Source organism: Kitasatospora sp. NPDC058444, from assembly GCF_042721415.1.
Lineage (GTDB): Bacteria > Actinomycetota > Actinomycetes > Streptomycetales > Streptomycetaceae > Kitasatospora.
Genome location: NZ_JBHXLL010000027.1, coordinates 44,017 through 60,167 on the forward strand (window position 1 = coordinate 44,017; position 16,151 = coordinate 60,167).

The window sequence follows — 16,151 nt, forward strand, 5'->3', positions numbered from 1 at the left end:
CTGGTCGGAGCTGTTGTGGAGCTGTTCAGCGCAGTACGAGAAGGGGAGGAGCGTGGTGATCGAACGGAGCCGCGGCTCAGGCGCCCCAGCCGGAGTCTTCGCTGGGGGCGTCGACGGCGGCGACGGAGACCGTGGACAGCTGCGGCTGGGCGTGGAGTTGGAGGCCCACCACGGCGAGCAGCAGAAGGGCGAGTGTCCCGAGCATCTTGTGGACGCGGACGGCAAGGCTAGGCATCGCGAATTCCTCTTCCTGAGGAGGGCGGTCTGCCCTCTTCGCTCTGAAACGCATCCTGCCGAAGCCCCAAACGTGCGTGGAAGCTCTGACTGTGATCGTGAACACGCAATGCGGGAACCGGAAGCCTGGGCAGATCGTGTCAAAAACAGACAGACATGATCCAAATCACGCCTGGCTCTGTCAGATCAGTGGTGGGAATCCTGACGGTCCGGGGGGACATCGCAGCGCCGGGGCGGACGCCCCGGCAGGCCCCAGCGAGCCCCGGCGCAACTCCTCCCGCACGGCCGGCCAGTCCTCGACCCACGGCCGGCCCGTCCCGGCCGGCGACTCCAGGGCGAGCGTCGCCAGGTAGGTCCGCTTGAGCGCGGCCCGTTCGTCCTGCACCCGGCCGGCCGACTGCTCGATCCGGCGCAGCCGGGCGTGCAGCCGCTCCAGCGCGCCCCCGCCCGTCAGCAGCCGCCGCGCCTCGGGCCCGAAACGGAAGCCGGGCGCCAGCAGCGGCCAGGCCGTCCGCCACACCTTGAACACCTCGCGGTGGCTCGGCCCCCACTCCCGCTCGGCCTGGGCCATCCGCTCCAGCGCGGCCGCCTCGGTCGGCGCCGTACAGGTCTCGCGCAGCGCCCGGGAGAGCGCACCCCAGTCCTCGCCGGGCGCGTGCCGCAACGCCCCGTGCAGCAGATGGGCCACCGAACCGTGCACCACCGTGCGGGGCCACTGCGCGGCCGCCGCCTCGGCCAGCACCGCGCCCGTGCCGCCCACCAGCACCCAGACCTCCCGCACCCCGCGCCCCGCCAGCCCGGCCAGCACCTGGGGCCACTGCTCCCCGTCCGCGGCCGGCCACAGGCCCAGCACCTCGCGCCGGCCCTCCACCGAGACCCCGAGCGCCAGGTGCACCAGCGGACCGCCCGAGCGGCCGCTGCGCACCGAGTCGACGAAGACCACCGGGTAGACCGGGTCGAGCCGCCGCCCGCGCCGCTCGGCGAGCTCGTCGAGCACCTGGTCGGTGATGGCGGAGACGGTCTCCCGGCTGAGCTCCACGCCGTACACCTCGGCCAGGTGCGCCACCAGTTCGCCCGAACTGAGGCCGCGCGCGGTCAGCGAGATCACCAGCCGGTCGAGCCCGGGCAGCCGCCGGGTCCGGGGCAGCACGGACTTGGGGGCGAAGCTGCCCTCGCGGTCCCGGGGCACCCGCACCTCCACCGGACCGATCTCGGTGAGCAGCCGTCTGGCCCGGGCGCCGTTGCGGCCGTTGGTTCCCGTACCGGTGCCGGTGCCGCGTCCGGAGCCGCGCAGGTGCTCCTGGAGCTCGAGCTCCAGGGCGCCCTCGATCAACTGCTTGGCGAAGGCCTGGAGGATCCCGCCGTCGCCCAGCAGCCGGACGGCGCCGGAGCCGACCTGTGCGGCGGCGGCCTCCGCCAACTGCCGCACCAGGCGCTGGTCCACCAGGCCGGCGAGGGGGGCGGGTGGTGCCGCCGGGTCGGAATCAGCTCGCAACTGGGGGTGCCTTCCGTCTGTAGGCCGTTCCGTGCACCGACCGCCCGCCCCGAGCGCCCGGACGGGGCGTCAGGTGCCATGCGCCGGCAATCCCCCGGTCACCGCCGCCGGGTACGGTCGTGCCCGTGACCGCGCCCGCGACTCCCCCACCTGCGTGCACGTTCGACTACCGTCAGCCGATGATTTCCGCGCCCTTTGGGCGTACACTCACGGCTGTCGGAGCCCGGGGGGCGGCTTCCGAACGGCAGTCACTCCTCATCTTGCCGGTTCTGATGCCTGGCGGAAGCCGGTACGGGCATTCGTGAAACCGCAATGTTGAAGCCGGAAGGATGCCCAGATGTGCCCAACCCAGGACAACAGCACGGAAAGGGGAACTCCCCAGCTCTGCGACCGGGGCATCGAGTTCTACCGGATGGCGCTGGCCGAGGGTGAGGCCACCGGCGAGGCGCCCGAGTGCCTGCTCGCGATGGGTCTGCTGCGCCCGCTGCCCGGTGCCGGTCAACGGCTGGTCCCCGTCCCGCCCGACATCGCCGCCAGCGGGCTGACCCGACCGCTCGAACTCGCCGTCCTGGCCCACCAGGAGCGGCTCGCCGAGCTGCACACCTCCTTCCACGCCGCCGAGCACACCTACCGGGACGTCATGCGGCGGGCCGAGCTACCGATCCGCTTACTGGCGGGCGACGAGATCAGTCCCGCGCTGGAGAAGGCCGTCGCCGCCTGCTCCGAGGAACTCCTCACCGCCCAGCCGGGCGGCGGCCGCGCCCCCGAGCAACTGGCCGACGCGCTCCCGCGCGACCTCGCCCTGGCCGGCCGCGGCGTGCGCCAGCGCACCCTCTACCAGCACACCGTGCGCTCGCACGGCCCGACGCTGGCCTACATCGAACAGGTCACCGCCCAGGGCGCCCAAGTGCGCACCCTGAACGAGGTCTTCGACCGGGTGATCATCTGCGACCGCTCCACCGCCTTCATCCCGGCCGGCGCCGACCGCGCGGCCGCGGCGATGCTCATCCAGCTCCCGCCGCTGGTCGAGTACCTGCTCAAGATCTTCGAGCTGATGTGGGAGCGCGCCGAACCCGTCACCTACCAGCAGGGCCACCACCGCCCCCGGCTGCTGACCGCCCGCACCCGGCAGAACGTCCTGCGCCTGATGGTCAACGGCTACACCGACGAGGCCATCGCCTCCCGCCTCGGCATGAGCACCCGCACCGTCTCCAGTCACATCCAGAAGGCCAGCGAACTCCTCGGCAGCCGCAGCCGCGGCCACCTCGGCTACATCATCGCCCGCCAGGGCGTCCTCGACGAACCCCTCGACGAACTCTGACGACCTCCGGCGGACCCCGGCGGACCCTGACGGGCGCGGCCTCCACCGCCGGTCCCCACCCCGGGGGCCGGCGGTGGAGGCCCGGTCGGGGCGGGTCATGGGCCATCGGCCACGGGTCGCGCGGGTCCGGCGCAGGCGGACGCCCGGCTGCTTATGACAACGGCATTGACGTGCGGGAGTGCCGCCGGTTTCATGGCTCGCACTTCCCGCCCGTGTCACCCCCTGCGACCGGTGCGGGTGTTCCCCCACACGCGCACCCCACGAACAAGGCGGTGATCCGTTGGCATCGACGGTGAAGGACACGGGCGGCGGCCCGAGAGCGGACGCGCGAGGCTCCCACGTCACGATGCGGAAGTCGCTCGGCCTGCTGGACGGAGCGGCGATCGCCGCCTCCAGTACGGCCGCCACCAGCAGCATCGGGATCGGCCTGGGCCTGATGGCCGGGGTGGTCGGTCTGCACCTGCCGGCGATCATGCTGCTGGCCTTCCTACCGGTGCTCGCCATCGCCGGCGGGTACGGGCGGCTGAACGCCGTCGAGCCGGACGCGGGCAGCAGCTACCGCTGGGTCGGGCGCACCCTCAGCCCCTGGCTGGGCTTCCTGACCGGATGGGTGAACACCGTGGGGACCGTGGTCTTCATGGCGTACACCACGACCGTCACCGGCTCCTCGATCGTCCAGCTGCTGGACCAGGCTCACGTCCGCAGCGTCGCCGGGCTGCGGCTCGACGCCGACTCGACCGTCCAGTGCACCCTGATCGGCCTGGTGGTGCTGGTGGGCGCCGCGTTGGTCGCGGTGCGCGGGCTGGACCTGGCGGCCCGGCTGCAGAAGGCGCTGCTGGTCTTCGAGTACGCCGTGCTGCTCGGCTTCTGCGGCTACGGGCTGTTCGCCGGCGACCAGCCGTTCTCGCTCCAGTGGTACAACCCCTTCGACATCCCCTCCTTCGATGCGGTCGCCCAGGGCATGGTGCTGGCGGTGTTCTGCTACTGGGGCTTCGAGTCGGTGTTCAGCGTCGGCGAGGAGGTGCGCGACCCCCGGGACGCCTCCCGGGGCGGTCTGCTGGCCCTGGTGGTGATGCTGGCGCTGTTCCTGCTCGCCGGAACGGCCTTCCAGCGGGTGCTGCCGATCGGCGAGCTGGCCGACAACGGCGCCCACGGACTGACCTACTTCGGCACCAAGCTCGCCCAGCAGCCCCTGGCCGCACTGCCGTTGATCGCGCTGATGTTCTCCGCCGTGGCCTCGCTGCAGTCCTCGGTGATCCCGACCGCGCGCGGGATGTACGCGATGGGGCGCGACCGGGTGCTCGGCCCGGTCTGGACCCGGCTGCACCCCCGGCACGCCACGCCCGCCCTCGGCACCCTGCTGATCACTGGCGTCGCGGTCGCGCTGGCGCTGGCCTCGATCGCCATCCCGACCGTCAACGACCTGATCTCGGCCGCGGTCAACGCGATCGGCATCGTCGTCGCGCTCTACTACGCGCTGACCGCCGTCGCCGCCGCCGTCCGGTTCCGCGGACTGCTGCGCACCGACCCGCTGGAGGGGCTGCGCGCGGTGGTCGGGCCGCTGTTGGGCGCGGCGGCACTGCTCGGCGTCGGCGGCTACCTGGCCTGGACCTTCTACGACTCCACGGACCACTTCGAACTCGCCGCCGACAACGGGTGGTTCGAGCTGTCCGTGGTGATCGCGATGATCGTCAGCGGACTGCCCGCGGCGGCCTGGGCCCGCTGGCGGCGGCGCTCGCCCTACTTCCTGCGGGAGGGTGCGGCGGCCGAGTGACCCCGCTGCCCGGCAGGACGATCCACGAGCACACGAGAACGGAGCACCACCCATGACCGAGGCCGATCTGGTCTTCACCCACGGCCCCGTCCACACCGGCGACGCGGCCCGCACCCGGGCGAGCAGCCTGGCGGTCGTCGGCGAGCGGATCGCCGCCGTCGGGCACGACGAGGTGCGGGAGCTGATCGGGCCGAGGACGGAGGTCGTCGACCTCACCGGCAAGCTGCTGCTGCCCGGCTTCCAGGACGCCCACATCCACGCGGTGTTCGGCGGCGCCGAACTGGCCTCCTGCGACCTCACCGGGACGGTCGGCGTCACCGACTACCTGGAGCGCATCCGGGCGTACGCCGAGGCCAACCCGGAGCAGGAGTGGATCACCGGCAGCGGGTGGTCGATGGAGAGCTTCGAGGGCGGCCTGCCCACCCGGCAGCTGCTCGACTCCGTCGTCCCCGACCGGCCGGTGTACCTGACCAACCGGGACCACCACGGCGCCTGGGCCAACACCAGGGCCCTGGAACTCGCCGGGCTCACCGCCGACACCCCCGACCCGGCCGACGGACGGATCGAGCGCGAGGCCGACGGTACCCCCGCCGGCACGCTCCAGGAGGGCGCCACCGCGCTGGTCGCCCGGCTGCTGCCGCCCGCGACCGCCGCCGACCGGCTCGACGGACTGCTGCGCGCCCAGCGGCTGCTGCACTCGCTCGGCATCACCGGCTGGCAGGACGCGCTGCTCGGCGAGTTCAACGGCCAGCCCGACCCGTCCGACGCCTACCTGGCCGCTGCCCGCTCCGGCGCGCTGACCGCCCGGGTGACCGGCGCACTCTGGTGGGAACGGGACCGGGGCGCCGAACAGATCCCCGAACTCGTCCGTCGACGCGAAGAGTTGAGCCACGGGCGGTTCCGGGCCGGCTCGGTGAAGATCATGCAGGACGGCATCGCGGAGAACTTCACCGCCGCGATGACCAGCCCCTACCTGGACGGCTGCGGCTGCGCCACCGTCAACTCCGGCCTCAGCTTCGTCGATCCGGCGGCGCTGCGCGGCCACGTCACCGAACTGGACGCGCTCGACTTCCAGGTGCACTTCCACGCCCTCGGCGACCGGGCCGTGCGCGAGGCCCTGGACGCCATCGAGGCCGCCCGCACGGCCAACGGCCGGCGCGGCGCCCGGCACCACCTCGCCCACCTCCAGGTGGTCCACCCGGACGACGTCCCGCGCTTCGCCCGGCTCGGCGCCGTCGCCAACATCCAGCCGCTCTGGGCCGCGCACGAGCCGCAGATGGACGAACTGACCATCCCCTTCCTCGGGCCGGAACGGGCCGCCTGGCAGTACCCGTTCGGCGACCTCCAGCGGGCCGGCGCCACCCTGGCGGCGGGCAGCGACTGGCCGGTGAGCAGCCCGGACCCGCTGGCGGGGCTGCACGTGGCGGTCAACCGGATGGAACCGGAGGCCACCGACGGGCGGGTCTTCCTGCCCGAGCAGCGGCTCGACCTGGGCTCGGCCATCGCCGCGTACACGGCCGGCAGCGCCTACCTCAACGGGCACGACGACGCCGGCGTCCTGGCGGTCGGGCGGCTCGCGGACCTGGTGGTGCTCGACCGCGACATCCTCACCGGGCCGCCGGAGGAGATCGCCCAGGCCCGGGTGGAGCGGACGTACGTCGGCGGGGAGCTGGTGCACGCGGCGGGCTGACCCGGAGGGACGGACGGGCCGTCGGCGGTGGGCGCACAGGGCTCACCACCGACGGCCCGTCGCGTGCCCGGGCCCGGTCGGCGCCCTCAGCGGCCCCTCGGCCCGCTCGGCCTCAGCCGCCCGTCGGCCCGCCGCCCTCAGCCGCCCGCAGCCGGGCCTCGGCGGCTTCCAGGAGCAGGTCCAGGGCGTACGGGTAGCCGCTGCGGCGCATGTCGGCGGTGAGCAGGTGGGCGGTGGCCGCGATCTGGGGGTGGTCGGCGGCGTCGAGGCGGGCGTAGGAGGCCTGCCAGACCTGGAGGTCGGCGTTCTGGGCGGCGGCCGGGAGGGCGAGCGCGGCGGCGTCCAGGGCGGCGAAGCCGAGGCTCTGGTCGACGAAGGCGTGGTAGATCAGGACGGCCTCCGGGTCGGGGAAGCCCGCCGTGCGCAGGACGCCGAGGATCGCCTCGACGGCGGCGATCTCGTGGGTGCGGCCGGTGGTGCGGTGGGCGGCGAGTATGGCGGCCTGCGGGTGGGCCTGGTAGCTGGCGTGGATGCGCAGGCCGATGGCGCGCAGGTCGGCGCGCCAGTCGCCGGTGGGCTGCCAGCCGCGCTGGGCGCGGCCGATCAGCTCGTCGGCGATGGCGAGCAGCAGGTCGTCGGTGCTGTGGAAGTAGCGGTAGACCGCGCTCGGGTCGGCGCCGAGCGCGGCGCCGAGCCGTCGTACCGTGAGCGCCTCGGCGCCGTGGCTGCCGATCAGCCGGATCGCGGTCTCGACGATCAGCTCGGCGGACAGCACCACGCCCTGCTTGGTGGGGCGGCGCCGGCGTCGCTGCGGTTCGGGGACTACGCGGTCGGTCATCCCCCGAGGTTATGCCGACACCGTTGACGTAGGCCAGGGGTCGGACATCTCCCGTCTCCGGCCGCCTGCCGGACTCACTCCCCGGCGTGGGCCGGGGCCCAGGAGGTGCCGGTGTAGGCGTAGTTCGGCGCGCCGTGCATGCCCACGGTGCGGAACGGCTGGTTGTCGCCGAGGTCCACCCGCTTCGTGCCCTTGCGGCCGTCCTTGGCCGTCCACACCAGTTCGAGGAACCAGCTGACGTCCTGGGAACGGGTGGAGGCGTCCACGTCGATCACCTGCGGGTCGGTCGCGGAGATCCGGTACGGGAAGTCCGTCGTGGGGGTCGGCCGCATCCCCTCCCGGCCCGGGACGGGGACGACGTGCGGCGTGGGCGAGTCGAGGTCCACGGCGAAGGACGCCGGTTCGAGCCCGCCGCCGCAGCCGGACCCGGGCGTGTAGGCGTTCCACTTGGGGGCGGGCCGGGTGCTGACCACCTGCACGGACATGGCGTTCAGCACGACGGTGTCCGAGTTCGCGCCCAGGGCGGTCAGCTCGATCCGCAGGTGCCCGGCCGGGACCAGGCGCTGGGAGGCCGCCCAGCTGTCGATCCGGCCGGAGGACGACGGGGGCGGGGCCATCTGGGCGGGGGCGCGGGCGGAGAGGAACCACTGGTCGCAGGGGCTGCCCCAGCTGTTGTTGAGGACGCTGACGTTGAAGGGCGCGGGGAGGTCCTCGGGGGTCGCCGAGGCGGTCGCCGAGGCGCTCGTGGTGGCGGAGGCGGTCGCGGACGGGGTGTCCGCAGGAGTGGTGTTCGCGGGGGCCGGCGGCGCCGGGGCACCGGTGGGCGCGGTGCCGGCCCCCGGGGGCTCCGCCGCGGTGGCGGCGACGGACGGCCCGGACGCGCCCGTCGTCGAGGGGTTCGGCGTGCCGCCGGGGTGGCGCAGGAGGAGGACCGAGACCAGGGCGGCCACCGCGGCGACGGCGGTCGCGCTCAGCAGGATCCGGTTGCGGGCGCGGCGGCGCGGTTCGGCGGACGGCGGCACGGGGAGCACGGTGCTCACCTCCTCCTCCGGTGCGGTGACGGTCTCCGGCTCGGGTGGGGCCGCGGGTGCGGGTGCGGGCGCCGGTGCGGGCGCCGGCGCCGGCGCGGGAACGGTCGGCGTCACGGCCGGCGGCGCGCTCTGCGGCGCGGCGGTCGCGGCCGGGGTGCCCGCCGAGGACGCCTCCCGGCGGCGGGCCGCGTCGGCCAGGATCCAGCGGCGGTGCAGTTCGACCAGTTCCTCGGGGCCGGCTCCGCAGACCCGGGCCAGCCGCTCCACCGGTGCGTACTCGGTCGGTACGGCGGCGCCGTTGCAGTAGCGGTGCAGGGTGGAGGTGCTGACGTGCAACCGGGTGGCCAGGGCCCCGTAGCTGCGGCCCGAACGCTCCTTGAGTTCGCGCAGCATCGCCGCGAACTCCTCGGTCTCCACACTCATCAGCTGCCCTTCCCCCACCCCGGCCTGGCCCGGGATGCCGTCGGTGATCACCGTACCGGCAGGTAGGGGCGGGGTCCGGAGCAGGGGAGCGGGGTGCGGCACGGCGGGTCAGCTCCGGCCGGCGGTCTCCGTGGAGGCGGCCGCGTCGGCGACGTTCTCCCGGTACAGGCCGAGCTTCGGCTGCTTGCCGACCTTCGCGCCGGCGCCGAGCGGGAAGTTCCGGGTGTCGGCGTTGGGCAGCTGGTCGTCGGGCAGGACGTTCAGCTGGTCCACGTCGGCCACGCCGCCGCTGCCCGGGTTGAGGTCGACCACCGCGTAGGTGCTCTTGCCGGGAGCCAGCGGGTAGGCCGGCGGGCCGCCCAGCCCGCCCGGAACCAGCGGGCTGAGGTCGCCGCCGTGGTCGGGCGCCTTCGAGCTGCCGAGGCTGACGAGCGGGTAGTAGCTGAGGCCGCAGTAGGTGGCGGCCTGGTTGTGCACCTCGATCACCCGCTGGTCGGGCGACCCGGCCCGGGTGGTCACCTTGACCGTCAGCTTGTCGGCCTTGCAGGGGTGGGTGTAGGCGTACGCCTCATCGCCACCGGCCGTGGCCGCGCCGCCCGTGGCGGGCACCACGGGGGTCTTGGGGCGGGCGGAGCTGCCTCCGGCGGGCGTCGCGGCGGCCGGGGCCGCCGGGGCCGCCGGGGCCGGTGCGCCGGCGGTCGGCTGGGCGGCGGGGGCGGCGGGGGCGGCCGGGGTGGTCTGGGCGGGCTTCGCGGGCTGGGCCGGGTCGCCGCCGTCCGAGCCGCAGGCGGTCAGGGTGAGGGCGGCGCCCAGGGCGAGGGCGGCCGGGACGAACAGGGCGCGGCGAGCGGGCACGGCACGGCGAGCGGACATGGAGGTTCCCCCGTAAGAGACGCGGATGAAGGAGTGGACCGGGCGGCGGGCCATCGGCGCCGACCGCTGGGCAGAACTCTGGTCCGCCGTCCGAGCGGTGCGCCAGGCTTCCCGGCCAAGCCGGGACGCTGGAACGGTTCCACCCCTCTGACCTGCGGTTTCGCTGCGCCCTGGAACGGTCTGCGGGAACGTTCCAGGGCTCTCCAGGGCTCCCTTCGCGGCCCCGCCGTGCGCCCGCCGACCCTCCCGCCCAGCCTCCCCCGCACCCCCGGTCGCCCCGGGCCGGGCGCCGGGCGCACCTCGGTACGATCCCTGTATGGGTGGTGGTGCGCGGGAAGAGGCCTGGGACGCCGAGGCGGCGGAGCGGGCGGTGGCGGTGCTGAAGGCGGTGGCGGACCCCTCGCGCTACCGGCTGCTGTGGGCGCTGAGCTGCCGGGAGCTGCCGGTGAGCGAGCTGGCCGAACTGCTGGGGGCGCACGTGTCGGCGACCTCGCAGCACCTGGCGAAGCTGCGCGCGGCCGGGCTGGTGGTGGCGCGCCGGGAGGGGACGCGGATCTACTACCGGGCCACCGAGGTGCGGGGGCTGCTCACCGAGGCCGCGCTGATCGCCCACGACCTGCCCGCCCGCCGCGACGGCGACGACGACGGTGCCGCCCCGGCCGGCGCCACCGCGCCGCAGCCCTTCGCCCGCGCGGTCCGCGCGGTGCGCCGCCGCCCGGCGACCGGCCAGGCGGGCTGAACCGGCCGCGCGGGTTGGACCGGCCGTACGACAAGCCGCGCGGCGGGCCCGGCCCACCTGGCGTCAGGCCGTCCCGGTGCCGCTCCCGGTCCCGGTCCCGATCCCGGTCCCGGTGCCAGTTGAAGGTTGCCGGTTGTTGGATCGCATTCGGTGCGCGGCGGAGCGCCGCGCACCGGCGAACGGGCGATGTCGCCGGTCAGCGCCCGGGGCCCGGGGTGTGCGGCCGGTACTCCTGCCGGTCGGCGTCGAACGCGAAGAGCCCCGCGTAGCGGCCCCAGTCGGTCGCGGTCTCCAGCTGCCGGTCGGTCTGTTCGACGGTGTAGTGGCGGCCGAGCAGGTCGCGCAGGAAGCCGGTGCGGACGGTGGCGCCGGGCCGGTCGCCGAGGCTGTTGGCGATCAGCTTGATCAGCGGGACCTCCAGGGCCGCGGCGGCGAAGAGGGCGCGGGACTCCTGGGCGTCGGCCCCGGTGTAGGCGGTGCCCGTCCCGGTGAGCAGCAGGTCGTCGCCGTGGACCTCGGCGAAGCCGAGCAGGTCGAGGGCGTCGACCTGGGGGAGCAGGTCGTCGATGTCCAGGCCGAGTTCGTCGGCGAGGCCGGCCAGATCGCAGCCGCCGCCCCGGTGGGCGATCGTCTCGGCGAGACCGGAGAGGCCGTCGACGCCGGCGGTGGGCAGCGGGGTGCCGGCGACGGTGCGCCGTTCGGGGCCGGGGCCGGGGCCGGGGCCGGGTGCGGTGCGGCCGTGCGGGCGGGTGTCCTTGGGGCGGCCGGTCATGATCCGGTACACCCGGTCCACCAGCTCGTCGAAGGCGGCCGAGTCGCGGTCGCGCGGCCGTTCCAGGGCGACTTCGACGGTCTCCCGGATGGTCCCGTTCGGACGGGTGCCGAGGACGACGACGCGATCGGCCATCAGTACCGCCTCCTCGATGGTGTGGGTGACCAGGACGACGGCCCGGGTGGGGAACTGGCCGGACTCCCACAGTTCCAGCAGCTCGCCGCGCAGGTTCTCGGCGGTGAGCACGTCGAGGGCGGAGAACGGCTCGTCCATCATCAGCACGTCCGGTTCGACGACCAGCGCCCGGGCGAAGCCGACCCGCTGGCGCATGCCGCCGGAGAGCTCCTTGGGGTAGGCGGACGCGAAGCCGGTCAGGCCGATCAGGTCGATGGCCTGGCCGGCGGCCCGGGCGCGCTCCCGGGGCGGGACGCCGCGGGCCTCCAGGCCGAGTTCGACGTTCTGCCGGACGGTCAGCCAGGGCAGCAGCGCGAAGGTCTGGAAGACCAGCGCGGTGCCGGGGTTGGCGCCGGTGAGCGGGGTGCCGCGGTAGCGGACGGTGCCGGAGCTGGGCGGGATCAGGCCGGCCAGGCAGCGCAGCAGGGTGGACTTGCCGGAACCGGAGCGGCCGAGCACGGCGACGATCTCGCCGGCCCGCACGGTGAGGTCGATGCCGGAGAGCACCGGCAGTTCGCCGGCGGCCCCGGCGTAGGTCTTGGTCAGGCCGACGGCCTCCAGCAGCGCCTCCCCGTCCTCGTGGGGGGCGGGCGCGGGCGCGGGGGCGGGCGCGGGGGCGGGTTCGACGGCACGGTTGCGGAACGGGAAGCGCATCGGCGGACTCCGGACTACAGCGAGTAGCGGCGCTCGGCCAGCCGGTACAGCCGGCGCCAGAGCAGGCGGTTGAGGGCGACGACGTACAGGCTCATTACCGCGACCCCGGCGAGCAGGTGCGGGTGGTCGCCGCGTTCGGCGGCCCGGGCGATGTACGCGCCGAGGCCGGTCGCGGTCAGCGTGGTGCCGCCGAAGGTGACCACCTCGGCGACGATGGAGGCGTTCCAGGCGCCGCCGGAGGCGGTGATGCCGCCGGTGACGTACGCCGGGAAGACGCCGGGGATGATCAGCCGCCGCCAGCGCTGCCGACCGCGGACGCCGAGGTCGTCCATGGCCTCGCGCAGGTCGGCGGGGACGGCCATGGCGCCGGCGATGGCGTTGAACAGGATGTACCACTGGGAGCCGAGGGCCATCAGCAGGATGCCGCCGAGGTCGATCGACACCCCGGTGCGCAGCAGCAGCCAGATCACCAGGGGGAAGAGGAAGTTGGCGGGGAAGCCGGCCAGCACCTGGACGACGGGCTGGGCGATCCTGGTCAGCCGGGGCGAGAAGCCGATCCGCACGCCGATCGGCACCCAGACCACGGTGGCCACCGCGACCAGCACGACCACCCGGGCGAGGGTGGCGAGCCCGAGCAGCAGCGGCTCGCCGAAGACGCCGAGGCCGGTGCGGTCGGCGAGGTAGCGGCCGAGGTCGACGAGGCCCCACAGCACGATGCCGCCCGCGACGAGGGCGAAGGCCAGGTCCCCGGCCCGCCGCCGGCCGGGGTGGACGGCCGGCGGGCGGTCGGCGGTGCCGAACACCCGCCCGGCCCGGTTCAGGGCCCGTCCGGCGGGGCGCAGCGCGCGGCCGAGCGCGGCGGGCACCCGGGAGCGGCGCAGCAGGTCCAGCACGACCGAGCGCTGCACCTCGGTGGCCTCGGACTGCTCGTTCTTGAAGCGTTCGGCCCAGGCGGTGAGCGGCCGCCAGAACAGGAAGTTCACGCCGACGACCAGCACCACCATGGTGGCGATCGCCCAGCCGACCCGCCCGAGGTCCCCGGCGGCGACGGCCGCGCCCGCGTACGAGCCGACCCCAGGCAGTGCGTACCGCCGGCCGTCCACGGTGATCGCCTCGGAGGCGACCAGGAAGAACCAGCCGCCGCCGAAGCCGAGCATGCCGTTCCAGACCAGGCCGATCATGCCGGAGGGCAGCTCGACCTTCCAGAACCTCGTCCACCGGCTGAACCCGAACGAGCGGGACAGTTCGTCGAGTTCGCGGGGCAGCGAGACCAGCGCCTGGTAGAAGGCGAAGGTCATGTTCCACGCCTGGGAGGTGAAGACGGCGAACACGGCGGCGCATTCGAGGCCGAGCGCCGAGCCGGGGAAGAGGGCGAGGAATCCGGAGGCCGCGAGGCTCAGGAAGGCGAGCACCGGCACCGACTGGAGGATGTCGAGCGCCGGGATCAGCACCCGTTCCAGCCGGCGGCTGCGGGCCGCCGCGTAGGCGTAGCCGAAGGTGAAGACGACCGAGAGGACGAGCGCGGCGAACATCCGCAGCAGCGAGCGCGCCGCGTCGTACGGCAGCCGGGCCGGGTCGGTGTCGACGGCCGCGCCCGGGGCGGTGGAGAACCGGACGGCGCCGTCCCGGCCGAGCCGCAGCACGAGGTAGAGCAGCACCAGGACGGCCGCCGCGACGACCAGGTCCGTCCAGACCCGCCCGCCGAGGCGGCTCGCCGGCCGGGCGCGTCCCGAGCCCGGGTACAGGCCCGGCAGCGGGCTCCGGGACCGGCCCGGGGCGGGCTTCTGCAGGGTCATGTCGGTACCTCCGGGGCAAACCCGGGCAGTCTGCTCCCCCGGTGCGTCCGTACGCAAACCCGTCCCGCCCGGCGGGTCCGCCTCCGGAGGCCTCCGGTGGTCGTCGGGCGGGACGGCCGGCGCGGGAGCCGGCCGGCTCAGTGGTCCAGCGCGGTCTGGACGATCTTGACGACGACCATGGCCGTCGCGACCAGCAGGTAGGCGCGCAGCGCGCCCATGCCGACCTTGCGGGCGGTGGACAGCACCGGCTTGTCGAGGGTCTCCAGCGGGGGCATCCGCCAGTTCTCCCGGCCGGTGCGGTCGACGGGGTCCTCCTTGGTGCCGCGGCGCCCGGAGGTGAAGGAGTACCCGGCGACGAGCACCCCGGCGATGCCGCAGCCGGCCATGATCCGCAGGATCGCCTCCGAGCCGATGTCCGGCCAGACCACGGCGGCGGTGAGGATCAGCGAGAGCGTCACCAGCACCCCGACCACCGCCGAGGTGAAGGCGTTGGTCCGCGGCCCGTTCGTCCAGGGCCCCAGCACCGCGCGGTCGTTGCAGAGCAGCAGCAGGAAGACGGTCGCGGAGGGCAGCAGCACCCCGGCCAGCACCTGGACGAACTGGGTGATCAGGCCCTGGGTGTAGTCGGTGGAGAGCAGGGTGATCGCCGCCGCCGCGACCACCAGGCCCGCGTAGATCCCGTAGAAGCCCTTGGCGCCCTTGACCCCGCGGTGCAGCGAGTGCCTGATGCCGAAGACGTCGCCGATCGCGTACGCGGTGGACAGGGACACCGCGAAGGCGCCGATGATCGAGGCGTCCAGCAGCGCGACGGCGAACAGCACGCCGGCCAGGTGCCCGGCCCGGTCCTCGATGCCCCGGGCGACGGCGGCCGCGTCGGAGAACCGGCCGGCGCCGTCGGTGCCCGCGAAGGCGGCGGCGGTGAGGCCCATCACGGCGGCGGCGCCGACGATCACGATCACGATGCCGATCCAGAGGTCGGCCTTCTCGTACCTCATGAAGCGCGGGGTGATCCGCTTGTCGATGACGTACGACTGCTGGAAGAAGAGCTGCCAGGGCGCCACGGTGGTGCCGACGATGGAGATGATCACCAGCATCACGGCGGCGAGCTGCCCGGACCCGCCCGGCATGCTCGGGACGACGAAGTCGTGCGCCATCTGCGAGGTGCGGGGGTGGACCAGGAAGTAGACCGGCACCAGCAGCAGCGAGCCCAGGCAGAGCGTCACGGCGACCCGCTCGAAGCGCCGGAACGAGCCGGTGAAGGCCGAGGCGATGATGATCCCGGCCGCCGGCACCACCGCGGCCGCCTTCGGCAGGCCGAGGTACCCGGCGGCGAGCGTGACCCCGATGAACTCGGTGATCAGCGTCAGCGCGTTCAGCAGGAACAGGTCGATCACGCTGAACGCCCCCCAGAACCTCCCGAAGCGCTCCAGGATCAGCCGGGCGTGGCCGACGCCGGTGACGGCGCCCAGCCGCAGCACCATCTCCTGGTTGACGTAGAGCACCGGGACCAGCATCAGCAGGGTCCACAGCAGCCGGGTGCCGTAGTTCTGCCCGGCCTGGCCGTAGGTGGAGAAGGCGCCGGCGTCGTTGTCGCCGACCATCACGATCAGGCCGGGCCCGACGATCGCGAGCAGGGTCTTCAGCCGCGCCGACAGGCCGTGGCGGGGCGTGGTGTCGTCGAGCCGGATGGTGCCGAGCGCGCCCTTGATGTCGCCGAGGTGCGCGTCGTCCAGGACGGCCGAACGCGGCTCGGGCGGAGCGGAGTCGAGGGTGGGGTGGGTGGTGTGGATCGTCATGGGTTTCCTCCCGGGGCCCCGGAGGGGCGGGTCGGAGGCAGGCGGTGGCGCTCCCCGCGAGCGGGCACGGCGCACCGGCGCGCGGCGGCGCGGCCCGTACGGTGGCAGGCGTGCGGGCACGGCGGAGCCGCGTGCGGACGTGGCGTGTCGTCGTCGCCGACGGCGGACCGGGCAGCGCCGGCCAGCTGCCGACGGATGCTGAGGGGGCGTCAGGACGTGTTGCGGGGAAGGGTGTTACCGCGTGCCGGAGGTGTGCGAGGGCAGGCGGGGGCAGGGGCGACTGTGGCCCGGACTACTGCAATCCATGTCTCTCGCCTCCTCCCGGCCGGCGCACCCCGTGGTGCGAGTCATCGACGCGGCAAGGAGTTCACCGGCCCGCGCGACGCGACCGCCGGTTCACCCCAACTCGTCAGAGCTTAGTCCCGTCCGGAGGCGATACTTGCGTACTTGGTAAAACCTTTACCTCATGCCGGGGGGATGCCGGTGCTCCCGGACGGGCGGCGGCCGCCCGGGTGACGGGGGATCGGCCACCCGGGTGACG

General features: G+C 74.3%; 12 protein-coding genes. 4 read left to right on the forward strand and 8 right to left on the reverse strand.

From position 1 onward, the window contains the following. Positions 1–76: 76 nt before the first annotated feature. Entirely contained in the window at positions 77–235 is a 159-nt protein-coding gene (locus ACFWP2_RS25565) for a hypothetical protein (protein ID WP_380455331.1), read from the reverse strand. 180 nt (positions 236–415) lie between these two features. Beyond that, on the reverse strand, positions 416–1,729 hold the full coding sequence (locus ACFWP2_RS25570) for an IS256 family transposase (RefSeq protein WP_380455333.1): 1,314 nt from the start codon (positions 1,727–1,729) through the stop codon (positions 416–418). 337 nt (positions 1,730–2,066) lie between these two features. On the opposite strand from ACFWP2_RS25570, the gene ACFWP2_RS25575 reads away from it, so the two are divergent. From ACFWP2_RS25575 to ACFWP2_RS25585, 3 genes are all read left to right on the forward strand, one after another. Beyond that, positions 2,067–3,050 (forward strand): LuxR C-terminal-related transcriptional regulator, encoded by a 984-nt coding sequence (locus ACFWP2_RS25575; protein WP_380455335.1) that lies wholly within the window; start codon positions 2,067–2,069, stop codon positions 3,048–3,050. 346 nt (positions 3,051–3,396) lie between these two features. After that, positions 3,397–4,824, forward strand: a complete 1,428-nt coding sequence (locus ACFWP2_RS25580) for an APC family permease (protein WP_380455338.1) — start codon at positions 3,397–3,399, stop codon at positions 4,822–4,824. A gap of 52 nt (positions 4,825–4,876) precedes the next feature. Continuing rightward, positions 4,877–6,514: an amidohydrolase gene (locus ACFWP2_RS25585; protein WP_380455340.1), complete on the forward strand. Its 1,638-nt coding sequence runs from the start codon at positions 4,877–4,879 to the stop codon at positions 6,512–6,514. Between the two features lie 112 nt (positions 6,515–6,626). On the opposite strand, the gene ACFWP2_RS25590 is transcribed toward ACFWP2_RS25585, so the two are convergent. The 3 genes from ACFWP2_RS25590 to ACFWP2_RS25600 form a co-directional block, all read right to left on the reverse strand. Continuing rightward, positions 6,627–7,352, reverse strand: a complete 726-nt coding sequence (locus ACFWP2_RS25590) for a TetR/AcrR family transcriptional regulator (RefSeq protein ID WP_380455342.1) — start codon at positions 7,350–7,352, stop codon at positions 6,627–6,629. A 74-nt stretch (positions 7,353–7,426) separates the two neighbouring features. Continuing rightward, on the reverse strand, positions 7,427–8,806 hold the full coding sequence (locus tag ACFWP2_RS25595) for a helix-turn-helix domain-containing protein (RefSeq protein WP_380455344.1): 1,380 nt from the start codon (positions 8,804–8,806) through the stop codon (positions 7,427–7,429). A gap of 108 nt (positions 8,807–8,914) precedes the next feature. Continuing rightward, entirely contained in the window at positions 8,915–9,679 is a 765-nt protein-coding gene (locus tag ACFWP2_RS25600; RefSeq protein WP_380455346.1) for a hypothetical protein, read from the reverse strand. 316 nt (positions 9,680–9,995) lie between these two features. Here ACFWP2_RS25600 and ACFWP2_RS25605 point away from each other — a divergent pair, with 316 nt between their 5' ends. After that, positions 9,996–10,418 (forward strand): ArsR/SmtB family transcription factor, encoded by a 423-nt coding sequence (locus tag ACFWP2_RS25605; protein WP_380455348.1) that lies wholly within the window; start codon positions 9,996–9,998, stop codon positions 10,416–10,418. 196 nt (positions 10,419–10,614) lie between these two features. Here ACFWP2_RS25605 and ACFWP2_RS25610 read toward each other — a convergent pair whose 3' ends face one another. From ACFWP2_RS25610 to ACFWP2_RS25620, 3 genes are all read right to left on the reverse strand, one after another. Beyond that, positions 10,615–12,018, reverse strand: coding sequence for a nitrate/sulfonate/bicarbonate ABC transporter ATP-binding protein (locus ACFWP2_RS25610; protein WP_380455350.1), 1,404 nt, complete (start codon positions 12,016–12,018; stop codon positions 10,615–10,617). A gap of 14 nt (positions 12,019–12,032) precedes the next feature. Further along, positions 12,033–13,814, reverse strand: a complete 1,782-nt coding sequence (locus tag ACFWP2_RS25615) for an ABC transporter permease (RefSeq protein ID WP_380455352.1) — start codon at positions 13,812–13,814, stop codon at positions 12,033–12,035. 137 nt (positions 13,815–13,951) lie between these two features. Then, on the reverse strand, positions 13,952–15,610 hold the full coding sequence (locus ACFWP2_RS25620) for an NRAMP family divalent metal transporter (protein WP_380455355.1): 1,659 nt from the start codon (positions 15,608–15,610) through the stop codon (positions 13,952–13,954). Positions 15,611–16,151 lie beyond the last annotated feature (541 nt).